Source organism: Anaeromyxobacter terrae (genome assembly GCF_022690685.1).
Lineage (GTDB): Bacteria > Myxococcota > Myxococcia > Myxococcales > Anaeromyxobacteraceae > Anaeromyxobacter > Anaeromyxobacter terrae.
The window spans coordinates 60,741-83,158 of the sequence record NZ_JALCYY010000022.1 but is presented as its reverse complement, the minus strand read 5'-3'; the positions used below and the strand labels follow the sequence as shown (position 1 = coordinate 83,158).

General features: G+C 74.9%; 19 protein-coding genes, 2 tRNA genes and 1 other RNA gene. 13 read left to right on the top strand and 9 right to left on the bottom strand.

Features of this window, described 5'->3' with window-relative positions:
• Positions 1-121: 121 nt before the first annotated feature.
• The 5 genes from MNY62_RS12050 to MNY62_RS12030 all read right to left on the bottom strand — a co-directional run bounded on the left by MNY62_RS12050 (position 122) and on the right by MNY62_RS12030 (position 5,859).
• Positions 122-2,134 (bottom strand): proton-conducting transporter transmembrane domain-containing protein, encoded by a 2,013-nt coding sequence (locus tag MNY62_RS12050; RefSeq protein ID WP_242344422.1) that lies wholly within the window; start codon positions 2,132-2,134, stop codon positions 122-124.
• Positions 2,131-2,829 (bottom strand): PTS sugar transporter subunit IIA, encoded by a 699-nt coding sequence (locus MNY62_RS12045; RefSeq protein WP_242344421.1) that lies wholly within the window; start codon positions 2,827-2,829, stop codon positions 2,131-2,133. Before MNY62_RS12045 ends, MNY62_RS12050 begins: the two co-directional genes overlap by 4 nt.
• A gap of 19 nt (positions 2,830-2,848) precedes the next feature.
• Positions 2,849-3,232, bottom strand: coding sequence for a hypothetical protein (locus MNY62_RS12040; protein WP_242344420.1), 384 nt, complete (start codon positions 3,230-3,232; stop codon positions 2,849-2,851).
• A gap of 90 nt (positions 3,233-3,322) precedes the next feature.
• Positions 3,323-4,774, bottom strand: a complete 1,452-nt coding sequence (locus MNY62_RS12035; RefSeq protein WP_242344419.1) for a sigma-54-dependent transcriptional regulator — start codon at positions 4,772-4,774, stop codon at positions 3,323-3,325.
• A 152-nt stretch (positions 4,775-4,926) separates the two neighbouring features.
• Positions 4,927-5,859, bottom strand: a complete 933-nt coding sequence (locus tag MNY62_RS12030; protein WP_242344417.1) for an FHA domain-containing protein — start codon at positions 5,857-5,859, stop codon at positions 4,927-4,929.
• Positions 5,860-6,024: 165 nt separating this feature from the next.
• On the opposite strand from MNY62_RS12030, the gene MNY62_RS12025 reads away from it, so the two are divergent.
• Genes MNY62_RS12025 through MNY62_RS12015 form a run of 3 tightly spaced genes read left to right on the top strand, consistent with a single transcriptional unit; the run spans position 6,025 to position 10,084 of the window.
• Positions 6,025-7,464, top strand: a complete 1,440-nt coding sequence (locus MNY62_RS12025; protein ID WP_242344416.1) for a serine/threonine-protein kinase — start codon at positions 6,025-6,027, stop codon at positions 7,462-7,464.
• A complete protein-coding gene (locus MNY62_RS12020; protein ID WP_242344415.1) occupies positions 7,461-8,429 on the top strand; it encodes a PEGA domain-containing protein in 969 nt (322 codons plus the stop codon). The genes MNY62_RS12025 and MNY62_RS12020 overlap by 4 nt, the downstream gene beginning before the upstream one ends.
• Entirely contained in the window at positions 8,429-10,084 is a 1,656-nt protein-coding gene (locus tag MNY62_RS12015) for a right-handed parallel beta-helix repeat-containing protein (protein WP_242344413.1), read from the top strand. The genes MNY62_RS12020 and MNY62_RS12015 overlap by 1 nt, the downstream gene beginning before the upstream one ends.
• Positions 10,085-10,138: 54 nt before the next feature.
• Here MNY62_RS12015 and MNY62_RS12010 read toward each other — a convergent pair whose 3' ends face one another.
• Positions 10,139-10,405, bottom strand: coding sequence for a GlsB/YeaQ/YmgE family stress response membrane protein (locus tag MNY62_RS12010; protein WP_242344412.1), 267 nt, complete (start codon positions 10,403-10,405; stop codon positions 10,139-10,141).
• A gap of 150 nt (positions 10,406-10,555) precedes the next feature.
• Here MNY62_RS12010 and MNY62_RS12005 point away from each other — a divergent pair, with 150 nt between their 5' ends.
• A complete protein-coding gene (locus MNY62_RS12005; protein ID WP_242344411.1) occupies positions 10,556-10,855 on the top strand; it encodes a DUF4398 domain-containing protein in 300 nt (99 codons plus the stop codon).
• Entirely contained in the window at positions 10,852-12,096 is a 1,245-nt protein-coding gene (locus MNY62_RS12000) for an OmpA family protein (protein WP_242344410.1), read from the top strand. The genes MNY62_RS12005 and MNY62_RS12000 overlap by 4 nt, the downstream gene beginning before the upstream one ends.
• Positions 12,097-12,149: 53 nt before the next feature.
• Here the strand turns inward: MNY62_RS12000 and truD are convergent, their stop codons facing one another.
• Genes truD through MNY62_RS11985 form a run of 3 tightly spaced genes read right to left on the bottom strand, consistent with a single transcriptional unit; the run spans position 12,150 to position 15,425 of the window.
• Positions 12,150-13,199, bottom strand: a complete 1,050-nt coding sequence (gene truD / locus MNY62_RS11995; RefSeq protein WP_242344409.1) for a tRNA pseudouridine(13) synthase TruD — start codon at positions 13,197-13,199, stop codon at positions 12,150-12,152.
• Positions 13,196-14,470: a DUF4388 domain-containing protein gene (locus MNY62_RS11990; RefSeq protein ID WP_242344408.1), complete on the bottom strand. Its 1,275-nt coding sequence runs from the start codon at positions 14,468-14,470 to the stop codon at positions 13,196-13,198. Before MNY62_RS11990 ends, truD begins: the two co-directional genes overlap by 4 nt.
• A gap of 10 nt (positions 14,471-14,480) precedes the next feature.
• Positions 14,481-15,425: a DsbA family protein gene (locus MNY62_RS11985; protein WP_242344407.1), complete on the bottom strand. Its 945-nt coding sequence runs from the start codon at positions 15,423-15,425 to the stop codon at positions 14,481-14,483.
• Between the two features lie 250 nt (positions 15,426-15,675).
• On the opposite strand from MNY62_RS11985, the gene MNY62_RS11980 reads away from it, so the two are divergent.
• The 8 genes from MNY62_RS11980 (at position 15,676) to dnaX (ending at position 22,415) form a co-directional block, all read left to right on the top strand.
• Positions 15,676-17,424 (top strand): radical SAM protein, encoded by a 1,749-nt coding sequence (locus MNY62_RS11980; RefSeq protein WP_242344425.1) that lies wholly within the window; start codon positions 15,676-15,678, stop codon positions 17,422-17,424.
• Positions 17,425-17,571: 147 nt separating this feature from the next.
• Positions 17,572-18,423, top strand: coding sequence for a hypothetical protein (locus tag MNY62_RS11975; protein ID WP_242344406.1), 852 nt, complete (start codon positions 17,572-17,574; stop codon positions 18,421-18,423).
• Between the two features lie 12 nt (positions 18,424-18,435).
• Positions 18,436-19,341 carry a hypothetical protein gene (locus MNY62_RS11970; protein ID WP_242344405.1) on the top strand — a complete coding sequence of 302 codons (906 nt, stop codon included), beginning with the start codon at positions 18,436-18,438 and terminating at the stop codon, positions 19,339-19,341.
• A 57-nt stretch (positions 19,342-19,398) separates the two neighbouring features.
• The gene (gene tadA / locus MNY62_RS11965; protein WP_242344404.1) at positions 19,399-19,851 is read left to right on the top strand and encodes a tRNA adenosine(34) deaminase TadA; all 453 of its coding nucleotides are present in this window, start codon (positions 19,399-19,401) and stop codon (positions 19,849-19,851) included.
• 44 nt (positions 19,852-19,895) lie between these two features.
• Positions 19,896-19,983 (top strand) — tRNA-Ser (locus MNY62_RS11960).
• A 351-nt stretch (positions 19,984-20,334) separates the two neighbouring features.
• A tRNA-Ser gene (locus MNY62_RS11955) sits at positions 20,335-20,424 on the top strand.
• 66 nt (positions 20,425-20,490) lie between these two features.
• An RNA gene (gene ffs / locus MNY62_RS11950) (signal recognition particle sRNA small type) lies at positions 20,491-20,584 on the top strand.
• A 28-nt stretch (positions 20,585-20,612) separates the two neighbouring features.
• Positions 20,613-22,415, top strand: coding sequence for a DNA polymerase III subunit gamma/tau (gene dnaX, locus MNY62_RS11945; RefSeq protein WP_242344403.1), 1,803 nt, complete (start codon positions 20,613-20,615; stop codon positions 22,413-22,415).
• Positions 22,416-22,418: the final 3 nt, after the last annotated feature.

Genomic DNA, 22,418 nt, shown 5'->3' with positions numbered 1-22,418 from the left:
GCCCCGGCGCACAGCGCCGCGCACGCGACGGCCTGGCCCGCGGCGGGCCGCCTGCGCAGCGCGGCCGCGGCGAGCCCGCTCGCGGCGGGGAGGGCGATGGCGCCGAGGACGGGGACGATCGTCATGAGCCCCGCTGGTGGAACAGGAGGAGCGCCGAGAGGGCGAGGACGGTGAGGACGGTGTAGAGGAGCTGCAGGTTGAGCCGCGACTGCTGGAAGCGTCGCAGCCGGCCGAACCACTCGCCCACCGCGCGGAACGCAGGCTCGAACACGCGGGCGCGGGCGGGGTCGTCGGCCTCGAGCGCGAAGCGGACGCGGCGGGGGAAGATCCCCTCGGGCCGCTGCGGGGTCGCGACGGGCTGGAGGGCGCGCGGCGCCATCGCCGCGAGCGCGAGCTCGGAGAGCGACGCGGCGGTGTACTGCACGCGCGGGCTCTCGGCCGAGAAGCCGCAGCCCCACGTCGCGGCTGCGCGCACGTCGCGGCGGGAGAGCATCCGCCGCGAGGCGAGGGCGAGGGCGACGCCGGCGACGACGAGGACCGCGAGCCCGACACGGAGCGGCACGGTGAGGGCCGAGACGGCGGGGGCGAGCGTCGCCGCGAGCTGCGCCTCGGGGACGCGCAGCACGAGCGCGGCCGCCGGGGTGAGGAGCGCGATCGCCTGCCCGGGGAAGAGCGCGACGGCCGCGTTCGCCGCGGCGAGGGCGGCGAGCGGCGCGAGGAGCAGCGGGCCGCCCTCGTGGGCGGACGCCGCCTCGGGGCTGCGCGGGCTGCCGAGGAGCGCCGCGCCGACGAGCCGCGTGAACACGACGGCGGCCAGCGCGCCGACGAGCGCGAGGACGGCGAGCGACAGGTAGGCGAGCAGGGCGACCCCGGCGCTCGCGCCCCGCCCGCCCTGGAGGAGCCCGAGGTAGAGCAGCCACTCGGAGACGAAGCCGTTGAGCGGCGGGAGCGCCGCGAGCGCGGCGGCCGCGAACACGAGGAGCCCCGCGCTCACCGGGAGGCGCCGGAGGAGCCCGCCCATGCGCTCCACGTCGCGGGTGCCCGTGCCGTGCACCACGGCGCCGGCGCCCATGAAGGCGAGCCCCTTCATGAGGGCGTGGTTCCAGAGGTGGAGGAGCGCGCCCGCGACGCCCAGCGCGGCCACCGCGGGGGCCCGGGCCGCCGCGCCGACGAGGCCGATCCCGAGGCCGAACGCGACGAGCCCGACGTTCTCGACCGTGGAGTAGGCGAGGATGCGCTTCAGGTCGCGCTGTCCGAGCGCGAGGAGCAGCGCCGCGACCGCGCCGAGGAGCCCGACGCCGGCGAGGGCGAGGCCGTGGCCCAGCGGCGCGGGCGGCAGGAACGAGAGCACCCGCAGGATCCCGTAGATGCCCATCTTGACGAGGACGCCGGACATGAGCGCCGACACGTGGCTCGGGGCCGCCGGATGGGCCTCGGGCAGCCACACGTGGAGCGGGACGAGGCCGGCCTTCGTGCCGAAGCCCACGAGGGCGAAGGCGAAGAGGAGCGTCGCCGGGAGCGCGGAGCCGGCGCCCGCGCCGAGCGCGCCGAACGCCTCGAAGCGGAGCGACCCGGCCGCGTGACCGAGCGTGAGGAACACCGCGAAGATGAACGCGGTCCCGAGGTGGGAGGCCACGAGGTACGTCCGCGTCGCCATCCGCACCGCCCCATCCTCGTGCTCGAGCCCGACGAGGAGGGCCGAGGAGACGGTCATCGTCTCCCAGGCGACGATGAAGAGGAGCGCCTGGCGCGCGGCGACGAGCAGCGCCATCGAGGCGAGCAGGACGTTGAAGAAGAAGAGGAACGCGCCGAGCGAGCGGCGGGCGAGGTGGGCCCGCATGTAGCCCGCCCCGAACACGGCGGCGGCGAGCCCGAGCGCGAACACCGCGACGGCGAACACGGCGGAGAGCGGGTCGAGCCCGAGCGCGAGCGCGCCGTTCGGCACCGCCCAGGCGAGCTCCCACGCGGCGGGGGGGGCGCGGAGGGCGGGGAACGCGGCGATGAGCCCCAGCGCGGAGCCGACGGCGGCGCTCGCGCTGCCGATCGCGAGCGCGGCGGACGGGCGGGCGGACGCGGCGAGCGCGGCGAGGCCGCCGGCGCCGAGGAGGACGAGCGCTGCGAGGTAGAGGCTCACCGGGCGCTCCCGGCGCGCCGGGCGGCGATGGCCGCCTCGACGCGGGCGATCTCGGGGATGAGCTCCTCGGCGCCGGCGCGCGCCTCGAGCCTCGCGAGGACGGCGGGGTCGTGGAGCGCGGCGGCGACGACCGCGAGCAGGTGCAGGTGCACCCGGGTGGACGGGCTCACGAGCGTGACGAGCGTGTGCACGGGCTTCCCGTCGATGGCCCCGAACTCGACGGGCGTATCGAGGTAGCAGACCGCCACCTCCGGGCGCGCGATCCGGAGGACGATGGGGTTGCGGGCGTGGGGGATGGCGATCCCGTTGCCGAGCCCGGTCGAGCCGAGCGCCTCGCGGGCGAGGAGGACGCGGTGGAGGAGCTCGCGATCGGCAGGGCGCGGGAGCGGCAGCCGCTCGACGACCGCGCGCAGGATGGCCGGCTTGTCAGTGCCGGAGAGGCCGCGGTGGACCCCGCCGGCCCGGAGCGCGTCGGCGAGGCTCGGCAGCTCCGGCGCCTCCGTCTCGAGCTCCGCGAGCAGCTCGGCGGAGATGGGCAGGTTCCGCGCGGCGGCGAACTCCAGGAGGTCGATCCGGTTGAGCCGGTACTGATCGTTCACCCGGGTGGAAGGGAGCTCGCCGCTCTTGAGCCAGCGGTGGAGCGTCGAGTCCGGGACGCCGAGGAGGCGGGATGCGTCGCGCGTCGTGAGCTGCATCGTCTGTTGCCGTTCCTTCCTAGAGCTTGCCCGTCATGCCGAGGACGACGTCCACCGCCCGCGAGAGGACGCCGGCGAGCAGCGGCAGGCGCAGCACCGCCACGCCCCTCTCGGCCCACGCGGCCGGCTCCTGCGCCTGGCGCGTGCGGATGGCGAGCACCGGCGTCCCGGGCCGGAGCTCGTCGAGCTGGGCGAGGACCGAGTCGATCGCCGAGGGTGGGATCTGTGGGCAGGAGATGACGAGCGCGACCGCGATCTCGCCGATGGCCACGTTCGCCGCCGCCGCGGTCGCGACGCGCAGCAGGCAGACGTCCTCTCGCTGCGAGAGGTCGGCGAACAGATCGTCGCTCTCGGGCCCGGGGCGGGCCAGCACGAGCACGGAGGGCGGCGGTCTCGACGTCACGCCCCGGAGGAGAGCAGGAAGCGCGCCAGCCCCGATTTCCGCGGGCTTCCGCTCAGCTTCGAGGAGACGGCCGGATCGGGCCTGGCCGGATCATGCCGTTTCGGCATCCTCGCCGTCGCGCGACCACGCGGCGAGCTTCGTGTACAGCGTGCGCAGCCCCACGCCGAGCGCCCTGGCCGCGCGGGCCCGCGTCCGGTAGTGGCGGAGGTTCGCGAGGACGATGCGGCGCTCGGCCTCGGCGAGCGAGCAGCCGATCGGGATCTCGATGCTGCCGGCGAGCGCGACCGGCGCGCCGCCGGGCGACGCGGCGGGAAGGGCTGCGGAAGGCTCGGCCGGAGCGCGCGCGGGAGCCCGGGGCGCGGGGCGGCGGCCGCGGCGCTCGACGCGCTCCTCGAGGTCCGCGAGCTTCACCACCTCGCCCGGCGCGAGCACGCACGCGCCCTCCACCGCGTTCCGAAGCTCGCGGACGTTGCCCGGCCAGTCGCACCCGACGAGCCACTCGAGCGCGGCGGGCTCGACGCCGGCGATGCGGCCGCCCGTCCGGCGGTTGAAGTCGGCGATGAACGCGTCCACGAGCGCGGGGATGTCCTCGCGCCGGTCCCGCAGCGGCGGGACGACGAGCGTGACGACCTTGAGCCGGTAGTAGAGGTCCTCGCGGAACCGGCCGGCGGCGATCGCCTCCTCGAGGTCGCGGTTCGTCGCGGCGATGATGGACAGGTCCACCTTCACCTTGGCGGTGCCGCCGACGCGCCTGAACTCGCTCCGCTCGAGGACGCGGAGCAGCTTCGCCTGCGTCGAGAGATCCATCTCGGCGATCTCGTCGAGGAAGAAGGTGCCGCCGTCGGCGAGCTCGAAGAGCCCCTTCTTGCGCTCGTTGGCGCCCGTGAACGCGCCCCGCTCGTGGCCGAAGAGCTCGTTCTCGAGGATGTCGCGCCCGAGCGTCGCGCAGTTCACGGGCACGAAGAGGTGCTGGCGGCGCGGGCCGCGCTCGTGCAGCGCCCGCGCGATGATCTCCTTGCCCGTGCCGCTCTCGCCGAGGAGGAGGACGTTGCTCTTGTAGCGGGAGATCTTGTCGATCGAGTCGTGGAGCCTCCGCATCGCCTCGGAGGTGCCCACGACGCCGAGGAGGCCCGCGGGGAAGGGCGCGCGCCGGACCGGCGCGGAGCGCTCGAGCGCGCGGGCGAGGCGTCGGAGCACGGCGTCCGGGTCGCACGGCGGGGCGACGTAGTCGGTGGCCCCGAGCTGCATGGCGTCGACCGCCTCCTGGACCGTCCCGGAGCTCCCGAGCACGATGATCGGCGCCTCGCCGAGGCGCTGCCCGCCGGCCGTGACGACGCGCGCGACGGCCGGGGGACCCAGGGACTGCGACACGTACACCGCCGCGAACGGCGTCTGCTCGAGCGCGTCGAGCGCGTCGCGCTCGCCCGTGGCCGCGACCGCCGTGAAGCCCGCTCGCGCGAGCGCCTCGACGAGGCCCGGCGCCCCCTGGGGCGCGACGACGAGACAGGCGCTCCCGGCGCCGAAACGAGCGAGCTCTGCCATGGCAGGGAGGTTCTACTGCCGAAACGGCACAGGGTGCAAGAACGGCAGGCTAAGCGTGATCGCGCCGCAGGCGCGGGGGCGCGCGCGGCGATGCTGCCCGTGATTCCGGGGGACGGCGGCGGGAGGCGAGGAAGCGCCGGCCGGGCGCCCGGCTATCCGTCCTGGAGGACCTCGACGGGGGCACCGTCGAGCTCGCGCTGCGTCACGCCTTCACCGGCGGCCCCTGCGGCGCCCGGGCCGAGCAGGATCTCGCCGGGGAGGGCGAGCGCTGCGAGCCGCTCGCAGCGGTCCGCCGCGGCGCCGAGCGCGGTGACGTCCGCGCCGGTCGGCCCCATGGCGTTGCCGGCGAGCAGCGGTCCCGCGTCCACGGCGGCGCGGAGGTCGACGCCGCCGAGCCGTCGGACCGCGCCGCGCGCGGTACGCGCCGCGTGAACGGCGCGAGCGGCGTCGTCCGGGCCCGGTCCGGTCACGCCGAAGAGCGCGAGCACGCCGACGGACGCGAGCCGCCCGACCATCGCCCCCTCGTCCAGGGCCGCTCGCGCCGCGGCGTCGACGGCCGCCCGGACCCGCGCCGCGGCGTCCGGCGAGGAGGCGAGGCGCACGGCGTGGAGCGACATCCGGAGCACGACGACCGGCCGGAGCGCGAGCGCGTAGGGGTCCGCCTCCGGCTCGCGGGCCACGGGCGCGTGCGCCCCAGGCGCTCGCGCCGAGGTCGTCCCGTCGGAGCGGATGGTGTCGCGCTGCGCGTCGGGGCGGATGCGCTCCTCGCGCGGCGTGCGCGGCGGCGGGGTCCAGCTCGAGCGGGCGGTGAAGCGGATCTCGGTGCGCCCGAAGCGAACCATCGCCCCGTCCTCGAGCCGCGCCTCGCCGACGCGCTCCTCGCCGACGAAGGTGCCGTTGCGGCTCTCGAGGTCGATCACCCAGACCTCGTCGCCGCGGCGCTCGAACATGGCGTGCATGCTCGAGATCCAGGGGTCGCCGATCTGGAGGTGCGACTCGGGCGAGCGGCCGAGGACGGTCGGGATGTCGGGGAGCAGGAAGACCGTCCCCGCGCACACCCCGTTCATCACGACGATCTCGGACAAGGCCGCTCCCCAGGGCGCCGAACTTCCGGCCCGTCGCTTCCATGATACCCTAGCCGTGAACGCGTCATGGCCGCCTCGCGCCCACTAGACGGACCCCGGGAGCGCGACCCGTCCGGAGCGGCGCCGGAACGGATGCTCGGGCGCGTCCTCGGAAAACGATATCGCGTGCTATCCCGCCTCGGCGAGGGGGGCATGGGGACGGTCTATCTGTGCGAGCACGCGGTGCTTCAGCGCCGCTTCGCGCTGAAGGTGCTGCGCGCCGATCTCGCCGGCGACCCCGAGCTCGTCGAGCGCTTCCGCAACGAGGCCATCGCCGCGAGCCGCATCGGCCAGGAGAACGTCGTCGACGTGGTCGACTTCGGCGGCGAGGACGAGGGCGCGCTCTACTACGTGATGGAGGCGCTCGACGGCCGCAGCCTCGGCGCGATCCTCCGCGAGGACGGGCCGCTCTCCGTCGCGCGCGCGCTCGCGCTCCTCGAGCAGATCTGCCGCGCGCTCGGCGCGGCGCACGCGCGGGGGGTGGTCCACCGCGACGTGAAGCCGGAGAACGTGTTCGTGGTGCGCCGCACGGGCGGCGACGAGCAGGTGAAGGTGCTCGACTTCGGCATCTCGCACGTGCCGGCGGCGCCCGGGTGCGAGCGGCTGACGCGCGCCGGCGCGATCATCGGCACGCCCGAGTACATGGCGCCGGAGCAGGCGACGGGCGGGGTGGTGGATCACCGCGCCGACGTCTACGCGGTGGGCGTGCTCGCGTTCGAGATGATCACCGGGGCGCTCCCCATCGAGGCGCCCACCGAGATCGCGACGCTCGTCGCGGCGCAGACGCAGCCGCCGGATCCGCCGAGCCGGCGGAACTCGGCCGTGCCGCCGGAGGTCGACGCGCTCATCCTGCGCGCGCTCGCGAAGCGGCCGGACGATCGGCACGCGTCGATGGCCGCGTTCGCCGCGGAGATCGCCCGGCTGCGCGGGGCGATCGCGAGGGCGAGCGGCATCCGGCACGCCCTCGACACGGCGCGCTCCGACGCGCTCGATCGGCCCGAGCCGGTCCGGGCGCAGCGCCGGTCTCCGCGCGCGAGCCGCTCGCACGGCGAGACCCTCGCGCTCACCGAGGCGGAGGTCGGCTCACCCTCGCCGCGTCCCCGCCGCAAGAGGACGCTCGCGACGGTGGGCGCCGTCGCGGTGCTGGGCGCCGCGCTGGCGGGAGGGTGGTGGCTGCGGGGGGAGGGGAGGCGAAGGCTCGAGTACGCGACCTCCGCCCCGACCGCGACCCCGACCGCGACCGCGACCCCGGCCGCGACCCCGACCCCGACCGCGACCCCGACCCCGACCCCGACCGCGACCCCGACCGCGACCCCGACCGCGACCCCGGCCGCGACCGCGACCCCGGCCGCGACCCCGACCGCGACGCTCTCTGACTCCGCCCCCGACCGCGATCGCGTCCCCGCATCACTCGCCTTCCGCCCGGCCGAGCTCCCGCCCGGGAGCGGCGCCGACCCCGCACCGGCCCCCGCCCGCATCCGAGCGCGCGCGCGCCCGGTGCCCGACGGCGTGAAGGACCCCTACGCCGGCGAGGGCAAGGACCTGAAGCCGGACCCCTTCCAATGACCCGCCGCCTCCTCCCCATCCTGCTCCTCCTCGCGGTGCTCGCCCCGCCGCTGTCCTCGCGCGCGGACGAGGTCGCCGATGCGAAGGCGCGCTTCCGCAAGGGCGCCGAGCTGTACCGCGCCCGCCAGTACCGGGAGGCGATCGCCGAGTTCGAGGAGGCGTACCGGCTGAAGCCCGCCGGCGCGATCCACTACAACGTCGCGCAGTGCCACGAGAAGCTCGGCGAGTGGCCGGCGGCGATCCGCAGCTACCACGACTACCTGCGCGAGGCGCCCGAGGCGAACGATCGCGCCGTCGTGCGCGCGGCGGTGAAGAAGCTCGAGGAGCGGCTCGCCGCGACGGGCGCGCAGCCGCTCCTCGTCTACTCCGATCCCCCCGGCGCCGACGTCCGCATCGACGGCCGCCTCCGCGGCGTGACCCCCTTCCACATCGTGCTGCCGCCGGGCAGCTACGACGTGGCGCTCGCGCTCGCCGGGCACGAGCGGGTCGAGCAGGAGATCGCCATGAGCTCCCGGGCGGCGCAGGTGCTCGAGCTGCAGCTCCGGCCCGCGCAGCCGTCCGCCGCGACCGAGGCGCCGCCTGCCGGAGCGGCGCAGGCGCTCACCGCGACGCCCGCGCCGGATCTGGCGGCGCGGCCGAAGGACGCCGCTGCCGCGCCGCGGTCCTCGCCTCTCGTCTCCGGGACCGCCGCCGAGGCGGCGCCGAGGCGGGAGAAGCGCCGGATCTACACCTGGATCGCGGTGGGCACGGCGGTCGCCGCCGCCGCGACGGGCGGCTACTTCGGCTGGTCCGCGCGCCAGGCGGAGTCCGCCATCGACGGCATGAGCCAGCCGAGCGGGACCGTCTCGAGCGGCCACGCAGCCGACGCGACCTCGCGCGCGCACCGCGCGAACGCGATGTTCGTCGTCGCCGGCACCGCCGCCGCCGCGAGCGCCACCCTGTTCTTCGTGGAGAAGAAGTTCTGATGCGCCGCCTCCTGCCGATCGTCCTCGTCGCGCTCGCGGCCTGCCAGGTCGACGTCGAGGGCGCACCGTGCCGCGGGCTGGGCCTCGCCAGCGAGGACTGCCCCGCGGGCCAGGGCTGCGGCCTCGACGGGAGGTGCAGCGCGCGCGCGGCCGCGCCGACCTGCGCGCTCTGCACGCCGGAGGACCGCCGCTGCAAGGACACGGACAGCACGGGCACGAGCACGAGCGCCAAGATCCAGGAGTGCAGCGCCACCGCGGACCCGGTGTGCGGCGAGTGGAAGACGGTGATCCCTTGCGAGAGCGGGCTCGTGTGCGAGAAGAGCGGTGCCCCGAGCTGCGAGTGTCCCGCGAGCGACGGGACGACCTATGCGGTCGCCGCGCCCGGCTCCGTCCCGGCGGGCGGCCCCACGCCGACCGGCGCGTCGCAGCCGCCTCGGTGCCGCTTCCGCTCGCTCACGGAGGCCATCGTCGTCGCTGCGCAGTCCGGAGGCACAGTGATTGCCCAGGGCGGGACGTCGGGGCAGACGGTCGCGTTCGGCAGCTCCACCGGCGAGACGCTCCCGCTCGACGTCCCTTCCGGCGTGATCCTCACCTCGGACGCCTCCAGCTCGGGAGCGAGCTACGCGATCCAGCTCGACGACGCGACGGCCACCGCCGCGGTGCGGCTCCACGCGGGCGCGACGCTCGCCGCCTTCGCGATCGAGAACGTCGTGGGCGATTCGACGGGCGACGCGCTCGAGCTCGCCTGCGACGGATCGAGCGCGTCCGCGGTCCTGGAGTCGGTCGCGATGCAGGGGAGGTCGGCGGCCGACGGCCAGAAGAAGCTCGGCCATGGGTTGAGCGTGAAGGACACCTGCGGTGTGACCGCCGCCGACGTGGTGATCGCGGGGATGGAATCGGACGCGCTCCGCGTCGACCCGAGCGACCCTGCTGTCGTGAGCGCCTTCCTGCGCGGGGCGCTCCGGCAGAGCGGCCAGGGCGCTCACCTGAAGCAGGGTGTCCTGAAGCTCGACCGCGTGACCATCGAGGACAACGCTGGGATGGGCATCGAGGCCGGGTCGTCCACCAACGGCGTCGCCCTCGAGCTCAACGCGGTGAAGGTGCTGCGCAACGGCGACACGGGGATCGCGGCGACGAACACGACGCGCCTGTTCATCGTTGACTCGACAATCTTCGGCAATGGACTCGGCGCATCACCTACTGTGTGGGGGCCGCCGACGTACCAGAACTCGACGAACACCTCCCGGAAGTGCGGCGGGATCGTCCTCATCGGTCCCCCGCCCGAGGTCACGGAGGCCACGTTCCGCTTCCGACGGAACCGGGTGTACGCGAACCGCGGCGATCAGGTGCTCGTGATGCTCTCGAGCGGCCGCCCCTGGCCGCTCGGCGCCACGGCCTGCGGGACGACCAGCACCGACACCACGGTATTCGGATGCTACGATCCGAGCTCCTCGGAATCGACCGTCTCGTACCGCGGACTCGTCGTGATCGACGCGCTCGCCGACGCGAGCAGGATCGCGTGGAGCTCGGGCCAGATCTTCCCCGCGCCATCGACGGACTTCAAAGCCTTCGGGGGCTCGGTGTCGCTGACCGGGACCCCCTGGTACTGCATGCTCCCCGTCGGTCTCGACTGCAGCTCACCCGACCCGAAGTGAAACCTTCCGCGGCGCGCCCCCCTCGCCGCGGGGACGCGCCGCGCACGAGCGCCGCTACGCCACGCGCCGGCGCGGCCGCGTCGCGAACCCGGCGATGAGCAGCAGAACGACGGCGCCGATGAGGCTTCCGATGAAGCCGCTCGGCTGGAACCCGGTGGTGTTGCCCCCCGAGAGCGCCGACGCGACGATGCCGCCGATGAGCGAGCCGGCGATGCCGAGCAGCGTCGTCATCACGAGCCCCATCCCCTGCTTGCCCGGGACGACGGCGCGCGCGAGCAGGCCGATGATGAACCCGAACACGATCCAAGCCAGAATTCCCATGGTTCTCTCCTTCCCCCCCGCAAGCTAGGGCCTCGCCTTCCGGCGGGGCTCGCCTGTGTGTCTGGGGGGCATCGGTCCGGGGGACCCTTCCTTGACTCGCCTGCCCCCCGCGGGTAGCGTCGCTCGGCCTTCGCGAAAGGGGTTCCACCCGTGCGGCTCCTCCCCGCCGTCCTGGCGTTCGCAGGCCTCTGCGCCTGCGGTCCGGTGCAGTCGACCGCCTCCCTCATCGATGCCGACGTCGCCTTCGAGGCCGCCCGCGCTGCGGGTGCCGCGAAGACCGCGACGTACGAGTACTCGGGCGCCGAGGCCTACCTCCACAAGGCGCGCGAGGCGGCCGGGCGCGCCGAGTACGAGGCGTCGGCGAACTACGCGGAGCGGGCGCGCGACCTCGCGCGCGAGGCGCGCGCGAAGGCGGCTTCGGCGACGGACAAGCCGGAGGCCTCGCTGTGAGCCGCCGGGCGACGCTGGCGCTCCTCCTGGGGCTCGCGACCGGGTGCGCGGCGGGCGGCAAGCTGCGCGCGGACGCGGAGGTCGCCCGCGCCGACATCGCGAAGGCACGCGCCTCGGGCGCGATGCGCTGCGCTCCGCGGGATCTCGCGCTCGCCGAGGCGAACGTGGAGTTCGCCGAGAAGGAGACCGCGACCGGCCACGGCGCCCGCGCCCGCGAGCACCTCGACGCCTCCGAGGCGAGCGTCAAGCGCGCGCTCGAGCTGTCGCGCGGCTGCGGCCCGACGCAGGTCACCATCGCGAAGCGCGAGGAGAAGCCGGTCGTCCGGATCGAGAAGACCGACACCGACAAGGACGGAGTGCCCGACGTCGACGACCGCTGCCCGGAGATCCCCGGTCCGGCGGAGACGGGCGGCTGCCCCCCGGTGGCGAAGGACTCGGACTCCGACGGCCTGCCCGACGACATCGATCGCTGCCCGCTCGACCCGGAGGACCGCGACGGCTTCCAGGACGAGGACGGCTGCCCGGACCCCGACAACGACGGTGACGGCATCGTCGACAAGGCGGACGCGTGCCCGCTCGAGGCCGGCCCGATGGAGACGCGCGGCTGCCCGGTGAAGGACCGGGACGGCGACGGCGTCTCGGATCTGGCCGACGCCTGCCCCGACGTCGCGGGGCTGAAGGTGCTCGCCGGCTGCCCCGACTCCGACTCGGACGGCCTGGCCGACGCCGAGGACAAGTGCCCGCAGCAGGCCGGCACGAAGGAGAACGGCGGCTGCCCCGACGTCGACACCGACGGCGACACGATCGCGGACCGGCTCGACAAGTGCCCGTCGCAGTTCGGGCCGCCGCCCGACGGCTGCCCGAAGAAGTACACGCTCGTCGAGGTGAAGCGCGAGAAGATCGACATCAAGCAGCAGGTGCACTTCGCGACCGCGAAGTTCCGCGTGCTGCCCGACTCGTTCCCGCTGCTGAACCAGGTCGTCCAGGTGCTCCGCGACTTCTCGAACATGCGCATCTCGATCGAGGGACACACCGACGCGGTCGGGACCGAGGCCGCGAACATGAAGCTCAGCCAGCGCCGCTCCGAGGCGGTGCTCGACTACCTCATCTCGAAGGGCATCTCGCCCGAGCGCCTCGAGGCCGTCGGCTACGGTCCGACAAAGCCGATCGCCTCGAACAAGACCGTGACCGGCCGCGCCCGCAACCGGCGGACGGAGTTCCGGATCGTCGCGGTGGAGTAGCGGACGCCGGAGGGCCTGCGCGGGCGGCGGCGCTCGCGCGGGCTCGCGCGGCGTCAGTCCTCGTCCGCCTCCGGCAGCTCCGCGGAGGCCTTCATGAGCTCGCGCATGACCACCGTCGCATACGAGCCCTTCGGCAGCTCGAAGGTCGCGAGGTAGCCGTCGTCGAGCGGCGCGAGCGCGACCTCGACGCGGAGTCGCGCCGCCCGGCGTGTCCCCTCCGCCTCGCCCCCGCCGCGCGCGAAGTCCGCGAGCGCGATGCCCTCCGCGGCGAGGAGCCGCTCCTCGCGGCGGAGCGCCTCGCCCTCGGCGGCCCGCAGCTTGTGGCCGAACATCGGCCCGGCGGGCGACACCTCGAAGCGCTCGACGCGCGGGCCATCCACGGCGGGGTCGGCGCAGGTGAAGAGGCCGCCGGTGTCGAGCTTCTTCAGGACGTCGCCCGCTATGGCGGTGGCGAAGAGCCCGTCCGCCATGCGCTCCGCGAGCCAGCGGTTGAAGAGCAGCGCCTGGTACGCCGAGATCGAGAGCCGGCGCAGGAAGCGGTCGCGCGCGGCGCGGCGCGCCTCGGGCGAGCCGTCGCCGAGGAGGATCGCGCGGCCCACCGCCGCGTTCCGCCCCTCCGTCCCGAACCGCTGCGGGCCGAAGAAGTTCGGGAGCCCGCGCGCCGCGAGCGCGGTCGCCGCTCCTCGAGCGCGGTCGAGGTCGCCGCCGCGGACGGCGAGCTGGAAGCGGTTCGCGCGGACGTGCCCGGTCCTGAGCTTGTTCGCGTGGCGGGACACCTCGAGCACGCGCAGCCCGTCCGACTCGAGCGTACGGGGATCCGGATCGCGAGGCACGGGGAACGAGAGCCACTGCGTCGTGATCGCGTCCTTGTCCTTGAGCCCCGCGTAGCCGGCGTCCCGCTCCGGGACGCCGAGCGCGCGCGCCAGCGTGCGGAGCGCGTCGCGCGTGGTGCGGCCGCGCTTCTCGATCCGGACGTAGAGGTGCGGCCCGGCGCCGGACGGAAGGTACGCGGGGACCTCGTCCACGCGAAAGTCCTCGGGCGCGCGGCGGAGCGCGCCGCCGGAGCCGGGCAGCTCAGCGGTGACGAGCGGCGTCTCGGTCACGCGAGCTCCTCGAGCTGCCAGAGCTTGCGCTTCACGGTCTCGCCGAGCGCGTCGTCGGTCGCGCGGTCGATCCGCTCGCCCGCGAGGTACAGGTAGAAGAAGAGCAGCTCGCGGAGGGCGTGGAGGAGGAGCGTCGTGCGCTCGCCGCCCGGCGCGAGCCCGGCGACGACGCCGGCGGGGAGCGCCCCCAGGTTGCCGAACAGCGCCGCCCCGTCGAGCGTGCCGTCCGCCGAGGGCTCGAGCCGCGCCCAGAGCGGCGCGAACGGCCCCGCGGTGTCGGCGAGGTACCCCCGCACCGACTCGAGGAACGCGGCGCGGCCCGCGGCGGGCACCGCCGCCACCGTCGCGCGGAGGAGCTCGTTCATCCCCTGCGCGAGCGCCTCCAGGCGCGCCGCCGGAGCGACCGTCGCCGCCGGCTCGGCGACCGCCTCGACGTATCCGGCCTCGGCGAGGTGGTAGAGGATCTTCGTCGCGTCAAACTCGCTCGCGTGCGCCGCGGTCGCGATCTCCCCCACCGTGCGCCGCCCGTCCACGAGCCCGAGGAGCGTCTGCTCGAGCGTCTTCAGCGTGATCGGCCGGCGCGGCTCGCGGCGCCGGAGGAACGCCAGGGGCCCCGGGATGCGCGCCCGGAAGAGGCTCATCTCGTCGATGCGCCGGATCCCGTCCATGAGGAGCGACTGCGTGTTCACGGACAGCGCCGCGCCCGGGCGCTCCGGGTCGTCCTCGTCGACGAGGTGGAACGTGCCGGACGGGGTGAGCAGGATGGCGTGGAAGACCTCGGTGACCTGCTCGTGGAAGCACTTCCACAGGTCGCTCGCCGACACGAACCCGAGCTCGACGAGGGCCTTCCCGAGCGGGCGGCCGCCGGCGCCCGCCTTCGCGATCTGGGCCTCGCTCGCGTACCCGAGCCGGACCGCCACCTCGCCGATCCGCTCGCCCGGCGCGGTGGACTGCGCCCCGCGCACCTCGCCGTCCTTGAACGCGACCGAGCGCTCCGCGCCGCTCGAGGCGACGGTGAGGACGCCCGAGAGGCGCGACTGGTGGATGAAGGCGACGAAGTCGCCGATGGGGAAGCCGGACAGGTCGCCCGCGAGGACGCAGCGCGGCTGCACGGCCGCGCCGCCCGCGGCGGGCGTGCGGCGGGCGACCAGGAGATCCGGCGCGGCGGGGAGGAGCAGGAACCGGCCGGCGCGGTCGGCCAGGGCGCGGCGGGTGTCGTCGGAGTGCGCGACGAGCCGGCCGTGCGCGTCGAGGTCGAAGACGAGGGGCATCGGGGCTCCGCTAGTCGTGCGCCCAGCCGCGGTGCTGCAACCACTCCTCCTCGTCGCGGAGGGCCTGCTCGAGCCCATCCTCCGAGAGATCCGTGAGGAGCCGCCCGTTCATGAAGAGGGTAGGGGTGCCCTTCAGGCCGGCGTTGCGGGCCTCGGCCTGCGACGCCTCGATCCGCGCGCGGAAGCGGCCGTCGGCGAGCGCGGCCCGGAGGTCGTCCGCGTCGCCCCCGAGCGCGGCGGCGTGAGCGGCGAGATCGTCGACCCCGAGCGCGTGCTGCCCCTCGAAGAGCCGGTCGTGCATCTGCCAGAAGAAGCCCTTCCCGCGGGCCCACTCGCCCGCCTGGGCCGCCTCGCCGGAGTTCGGGTGGCTCTCGATGGGGAACGGCTTGTAGTAGAGCTTCACGCGTCCGGCGTGCTTCTCGACGAACGCCTCTAGCTGCGGGCGGAACGCGCGGCAATACGGGCAGGTGAAGTCGGAGAACTCGACGAGGGTGATGGGCGCGGCCGCGTCGCCGAGCGGCGGGCCGAAGTCCGCGACGGTGAGCTGCGCGCGCCGGTCGAACGCCGCGTAGTACGCGGTCACCTGGCGGAGGATGTCCGCCTTGGTCGCGCCGCCGCGCGCGAGCCGGACGGCCTGGCCCGCCATCCGGGGCGCGTGGGCGCAGCTCTTGTGCTCGTGCAGGCAGCTCGAGACGGTGTGCGGGCAGCCGCAGTAGCAGAACTCGTCGAGAGCGAACTCGGCCACCGCGCGCTGCTGCTCGGGCGAGAGGCCCTCGAGGTCGACGCCGGGCAGGACCGCCTTCGGATCGTCGGCGGTGGCCGGCGCGGACGACGACGCGGCGGGCGTGCCGGGGGCCGGCGCCGCGCCCGGACGGCCCGGGGCGGGGGCGGCGCAGGCGGCGATCGCGGCGGAGACCGCGAGCGCCGCGAGGAGGGTGACCAGTCGAGCGCGCATCGAGAGCTCCCGCGGGCGATGAGGACCGGATCTCTGTACCCCGCGCCGCCCGGCCCGGCAAGCGGCCGCCGGGGCACCCGCGCGCCATGACGCAGGGTGAAGGCAGTGCCCCGTCGCCGAACCCGCGAGCCCCGCGCTCGCCGCCGGCCCGCCCGCGCCGGGGCGGCGCTCGCCCGCTCGCGGCCGGCCCGGTGCCGTTTGAGGGTGCGTCCAGTCCGTGCTCTCCTTACAGAGGACGGCCTTGGAACACGTGCACGTGCCGAACGAGCGCGGAGCGATCCGCAAGGAGCCGGGCGGGAAGCTCGGAGTGGCCCTCGTCTACCCGAACGCCTACCGGCTCGGGATGGCGAACCTCGGGCTCCACGCGGTCTACCGCCTCCTCAACGACGACCCGCGCGCCCTCTGCGAGCGGGCCTTCCTGCCCGACGAGCCGGGCGAGGAGCCGCGCACGATGGAGTCCGGGCGGCCGCTCCGCGACTTCGACGTCGTCGCGTTCTCGCTCTCGTTCGAGGAGGACTACGGGCACGTCCTCGAGATCCTCGACCGGGCCGGCCTGCCGCTCCGGAGCGAGGACCGCGGGGAGGGCTTCCCGCTCGTCGTGGCCGGCGGCATCGCCGTCCAGATCAACCCCGAGCCGCTCGCGCCGTTCTTCGACGCCTTCCTGGTCGGCGAGGGCGAGGAGCTCGTCCCGCCCTTCCTCGCCTTCGTGCGCGAGGCCGTCGCCGACGCCCTGCCGCGCGACGCGCTGCTCCGGCGCCTCGCCGGGCTCGCCGGGTCGTACGTCCCGGCGCTCTACGAGGTGGAGTACTCCGACAGCCGCGACCCGCGGGGCGCCTGGGTGACGCGCTTCGCGCCGCTCGGCGGCGCCCCCGAGCGCGTCCTCCGCGCCTACGTCCCGGACCTGCGCGGCAAGCCCACCTCGCGCGTGGTCGACTCGCCCGACGCGCAGTTCGGGGACCTGTTCCTCACCGAGGTCGCGCGCGGCTGCCTGTGGGGCTGCCGCTTCTGCGCGGCCGGGTTCGTCCAGCGCCCCTACCGCGAGGTGGACCTCGAGACCTTGCGCGCCGAGGCGAGGAAGGGCGTCGAGCGCGGGCTCCGGCTCGGCCTCGTCGGGCCGGACACCTCCGACTACACCGGGCTCGATCCGCTCACCTGCTACATCGGGGAGCTCGGCGGCACCTTCAGCCCGTCGTCCCTGCGCGTGGACGCCATCACCCCGGAGCTGTCCGGGCGGATGGCGGCCGGCGGCGAGCGGTCGATCACGATCGCGCCGGAGGCCGGCACCGAGCGGATGCGGCGGGTCATCAACAAGGACTTCACCGACGACCAGATCGTGCAGGCCGCCGCGCACGCGCTCGGGAAGGGCACGCAGCACGTGAAGATGTACTTCATGTGCGGGCTGCCCACCGAGACGGACGACGACATCCTCGGCATGGCGCGCATCGCGATCCGCATCCGCGAGGAGGTGATGCTCCCGTGGGCCCGCGAGCGCGGGCGCATGGGGCGCATCTCGCTCTCGGTGAACCCGTTCGTGCCGAAGCCGTGGACGCCGTTCCAGTGGCTGCCCATGCACGAGCGCGGCTGCCTGGAGGAGAAGCGGCGCCTGCTCGAGAAGACGCTCCGTCCGAAGGGGATCGACGTCGAGTTCTTCAGCCCGCGCGAGGCCTACGTCCAGACGCTCATGTCGCGCGGCGACCGGCGCTGCGCGGACCTCCTCGAGCTCGCCCACCGCGAGACCGGCGGCGACCTCCGCAAGGCGCTCCGCCGGTGGCCGCACGATCCCGACTTCTTCGTGCTCCGCGAGGCGGGCGTGGAGGAGCGGCTGCCGTGGGACTTCCTCGACCAGGGGCTCACGAAGACGTTCCTCGCCCGCGAGCTGCGCCGCGGCGTGGGCTCGAAGCTCACGCCCAAGTGCGCGGTGGAGACCTGCCGCGCCTGCGGCCTGGCCTGCGCGGACCACCCCGAGCTGAAGCCGGGGGCGCTGCCGGTCCTGGGCTGAGCTCGGGCGAACGGCGACCACCCCCGCGCACATCGGGGGAGAACCACGCCGCGGCGCGGCGACCCGCCGGCCGCCAAGTCGCTCCCCTGGCTGCCCGTTTGGTACAGTCCCCCGCGTCCGTGCGGCTGACGGACGGGAGGGGTCACGATGCGGGAGCGAGACCGGGTGCGCGTTCGCGCGGCCGTGGCGGCGCTGGCGCTCGTCTGCGGCGCGCCCGCGGCGGCGCAGAGCGTGCCCGTGCAGCTCTACCCCGTCGACGGCTCCGCCGACGCGCGCGCGCTCCTCGAGTCGGCGTTCCTGCGCCTCCCGGGACGGGCGCGCGCCTTCGTCGTGGCCAAGCGGCTCACGCTCGGCCGCACCTGCGGCGTCCGCCCCTCGCCCGAGTGCCTCGGCCGCCTCGCCGGCGAGGGCGTCGTCGTGACCGGCAGCGCGCGCGACGCCGGCGGCGTGCTCGTCTTCTCGCTCCAGGCGGTGGACGGGATGGGCAAGACCTTCGGCCCGGTCCGCGTCGGCGTCGACGCGGTCATCTCGAACGCGGAGCCGATCGCGAAGGCGCTCCTCGATCTCGAGGCGCTCGTCCTCGCCGGGGTGCCCGCGCCCGCCGCCCATCCGGCCGCCGCCGGCGCGAAGCCGACCCCGGCGATGGCCGCGGCGCCGCTCGAGCTCAAGCCCGAATCGGGCCCGCCGCCCGGCATGTGGATGCGGCCCGGAGGCAAGTTGCTCGTCGCCACGAGCGCCGTCGTCCTCGCGGCGAGCGGCGTGACCGCCTACTTCGGCAAGCAGGAGGCGGACGCGCTCGATGCGAAGTACCGCAGCGCGAGCCTCGGCTGGTCCGACCGGGCCGGCTACGACCGCGTCGATCGATTCGCCTCCGCCACGAGGGTGCTGCTCATCGTGGGGGGCGTCGCGGCGGCGACGGGCACCGCGATGTGGACCTTCGCGCCCGCGCTATCCCCCGAGCACGGCGGCGCGAGCGTCGGCGTGTCGGGCCGGTTCTAGCGAGGAGACCTCATGAACCGCCGAATCCTCGCGCTCGTCCCCGTCCTGCTCCTCGCCGCCTGCCAACTCGAGCCCGGGGGGCGCTGCAGCCGCGACGGCGACTGCCTCGCGGGCCAGCACTGCTCCGCGAGCATCTGCGTCTCGGACGCAGACGTCGGGGACGTGGGCGCGCGCTGCGAGGTGGAGCGGGACTGCGCGGCCTGGGCCTCCTGCTCCGACGGTCGGTGCGCTCTTGCGACCGGCGCCTGCCTCGGGAGCGCCGAGTGCACGTCCTGGAACAGCTGCACCGACCACGCGTGCGTGCCGCTCCCCGGACGCTGCAGCGGCGAGGCGGACTGCGAGGCCTGGCAGCGCTGTCCCGCGGGCGTGAACCGCTGCCTCGCCGATCCGGGGCGCTGCGGCGCGGACGTGGACTGCAAGGCCTGGCAGTCCTGCGACGTCCCGACGAACACCTGTGGGCTCACGCCGGGCCGCTGCGGCTCGACCGCGGACTGCGCGACGTGGCAGCTCTGCGACGTCGCCGCCACCTCGCCGACCGCGTACACGTGCCTGTCGGCGCCGGGGCGCTGCGGCGCGGACACGGACTGCGCGACGTGGCAGCGCTGCGACGTCACCGCCACCTCGCCGACCGCGTACACGTGCCTGCTGGCGGCGGGCCGCTGCGGCACGGACGCGAACTGCCAGCCCTGGCAGCGCTGCGACGTGGATCCGGTCTCGTCGACCGCGTACACGTGCCTGCTGACCGCCGGGCGCTGCGGGACGGACGCCGACTGCGACGTGACGTGGCAGGTCTGCGACGCCACGAACACGTGTGCGACAGCGACGGGCCATTGCGCGACGAACGCCGACTGCGCGGCGAGCGAGGCCTGCGGGGCGGATCACGTCTGCGCTCCGGCGCCGCTGCCCCCCACGCCGTAGTTCGCGCACCGCCGGCCGCCGCGGGTTACCCTCCCGCCGGTGACGCCAGAGGAAGCCATGCAGGAGGCGCTCGCGCTCGCCCGCGCCGCGGCGGAGCGCGGCGAGGTGCCGGTGGGCGCCGTCGCGGTGTTCGAGGGGCGGATCGTCGGCCGGGGCGCGAACGCGCGCGAGGCCGCCCACGATCCGACCGCCCACGCCGAGCTCCTCGCCATCCAGGAGGCGGCCCGCAACCTCGGGCGCTGGCGGCTCACCGGCGTCACGCTCTACGTGACGCTCGAGCCCTGCGCGATGTGCGCCGGCGCCATGGTCCTCGGCCGGATCGACCGGCTCGTCTACGGGGCGAGCGACCCCAAGGCGGGCGCGATCGGGTCGCTCATGGACCTCTCGGCCGATCCGCGCCTGAACCACCGCTTCCCGGTGGAGAAGGGCGTCATGGCCGAGGAGGCCGGCGAACTCCTGCGCGCCTTCTTCCGCGCCAGGCGCTCGACCGGAAACGGGCAGACCACGTAGGTTGCCGCTTGGCACGCGGCCGGAGATCGGTTACATCCGCCGGCGGAGAGCTGGCCGAGCTGGTCGAAGGCGCCTGACTCGAAATCAGGTGTACCGGCAACGGTACCGGGGGTTCGAATCCCTCGCTCTCCGCATCTTTTGCCTGCAGGCTGTGCAGAATACCGGTCGGAAGCACGCACCGGGAAAGGCGGAGGTCGGCAGGCAGGTCGTTCAGTCGTTCAAGCGAGGAACGGACGAAGTTCCCTCCTCGCGGAGTAGCGCGAAGATTGAAGCCCCGACGCGAGCGCAGGGGCCGCCGGCTGAGGCGGCCCCGGAGCGAGCAGGGGGTCTGGGGGAGCGCAGGTTCCCCCTGGCGATTTGGACTCCGTAGCGAGCGAAGGGGCAGCCGGCTGAGGCTGCCCCGGAGCGAGCCAGGGGGTCTGGGGGAGCGCAGGCTCCCCCTGGCGAAGCCAGAGGGGGAGCCGAGCACTCCCCCAGTACAATGGAGAGGTGACCGAGCGGCTGAAGGTGCACGACTGGAAATCGTGTGTACCGGGAACGGTACCGTGGGTTCAAATCCCACCCTCTCCGCCAGCGCTGCAGCTCCCTTCACGTTACAAGAGGGAGCCGCACCGGCGGCCAAGGCCGGCTGAGCCGGCCCAGAATCCTCGGGCGACGTGGGGGTTGCCAAACCCCGCCAGGCCCGGAAGGGAGCAACGGTAGGTGGTCCTCCGTGCGCCCGGGGATTGTGGGCCGGCTCGTTTGTTTTCAATGGCGGTCGAATGAACTACCTCGTCCTCGCCCGCAAGTACCGCCCGCAGCAGTTCGGAGAGATGTCCGGCCAGCAGCACGTGGTCCGGACGCTCTCCAACGCGCTCAAGACCGGGCAGCTCGCCCACGCCTTCCTGTTCACCGGGCCGCGCGGCGTCGGCAAGACGACGACCGCCCGCCTGGTCGCCAAGGCCCTCAACTGCGAGAAGGGCCCCACCGCCGATCCGTGCGGCGTCTGCACCCCGTGCGTCGAGATCGCGGAGGGGCGCGCGGTGGACGTGGTCGAGATCGACGCCGCCTCGAACAACGGCGTCGACAACGTCCGCGACATCGTCGAGGCGGTGAAGTACCGGCCCGCCCGCGATCGCTACAAGGTCTTCGTCGTGGACGAGGTCCACATGCTCTCCACGGGCGCGTTCAACGCGCTCCTGAAGACGCTCGAGGAGCCGCCCGAGCACGTGAAGTTCGTGCTCGCCACGACCGACGTCCACAAGGTCCCGGAGACGATCCTCTCGCGCTGCCAGCGGTTCGACTTCCGCCGGCTCACGCTCCAGCAGATCGCGGACCAGCTCGCGAAGGTCGCCGAGGCGGAGGGAATGCGCCTCTCGCCCGCCGCGCTCGCGCTCGTCGCGCGGCAGGCGGAGGGCGGGATGCGCGACGCCCTCTCGCTCCTCGATCAGGTCCGCGCCGCCGCCGGCGACGCACCGGAGGAGGCGGCCGTCGCGGAGGCGCTCGGTGCCGTCGACGCCGCGGCCATCTCGCGGATCTGCGGCGCGCTCGTCCACCGCGACGGCGGGGCGCTCCTCGCCGAGCTCGAGGCGCTCCACGCGCGCGGGCTCGAGATGAAGCGCGTCGCCGAGGAGCTCGTGCGCCACCTCAGGAACGTGGTGGTCGCGAAGCTCGTCCCGTCCGCGCCGATGGACCTCCCCGACGGAGAGCTCGCGGAGGTGCGCGCCCAGGCCGCCGCCGCCGACGCGGCGCAGCTCACGCGCCTGTTCGATCTCGTGCAGCGCGCCGTCGTCGACGTGAAGCTCGCCGAGCAGCCGCGGTACGCGCTCGAGGTCGCCCTGCTCGCGGGCGTGTTCCTCGCGCCGGGCGCGCAGGTGTCGGAGCTCGTGGCTCGGCTCGAGGCGCTCGCCCGCGGCGCGCCTCCGCCGCCGCGCCCCACCCCCGCGTCGGTCCCTCCTCCGCCCGCGGGCGGAGGCACGACGGGCGCCGCGCGCTCGGTCGCGAGCTTCGGCACGCCCGGTTGCGCCGCCGGGTCGGAGCCCGCCGGCTGGCGGCCGTTGCCGACGTCGACCGCGACCCCGGCGGCGAGCTCGATCCCGACCCCGCCCCCGCCTCCGCCGGCCCCGGTGACCGCGACGGCAGCCCCGATCGCCTACGGCTCGGACGCGGATCGCTGGCGCGGCGCGGTGGACGAGGTCGAGAAGGTGAGCCCGGTCACCGCGCCGATGCTGAAGCAGGCGGCGCTGCGCGGCATCCGCGACGGCGAGGTCGCCATCGTGATGCCGACGGACTTCCTCGCGAAGAGCGTCGAGCGTCGCCGCGCGGAGGTGGAGGAGGTGCTGGCGCGCTTCCTCGGCCGCCCGACGCGCCTCGCGATCTCCGTCGGCGCGGTGCCCGCCGACGGGCTGCAGGCCGCGCCCGACGGCCACGCGCCCACGCCGCCCCCCGCGTCGATCGCGGCGGCGGAGGCCGCCGAGCGCCAGGCGCGCAGCGCGAGCGTGCGGGACGCCGCCCGGAACCACCCCAACATCCGCGAGGCCGCGCGCATCCTCGACGGCGGCATCGAGAAGATCGAGGAGCTCTAGCGG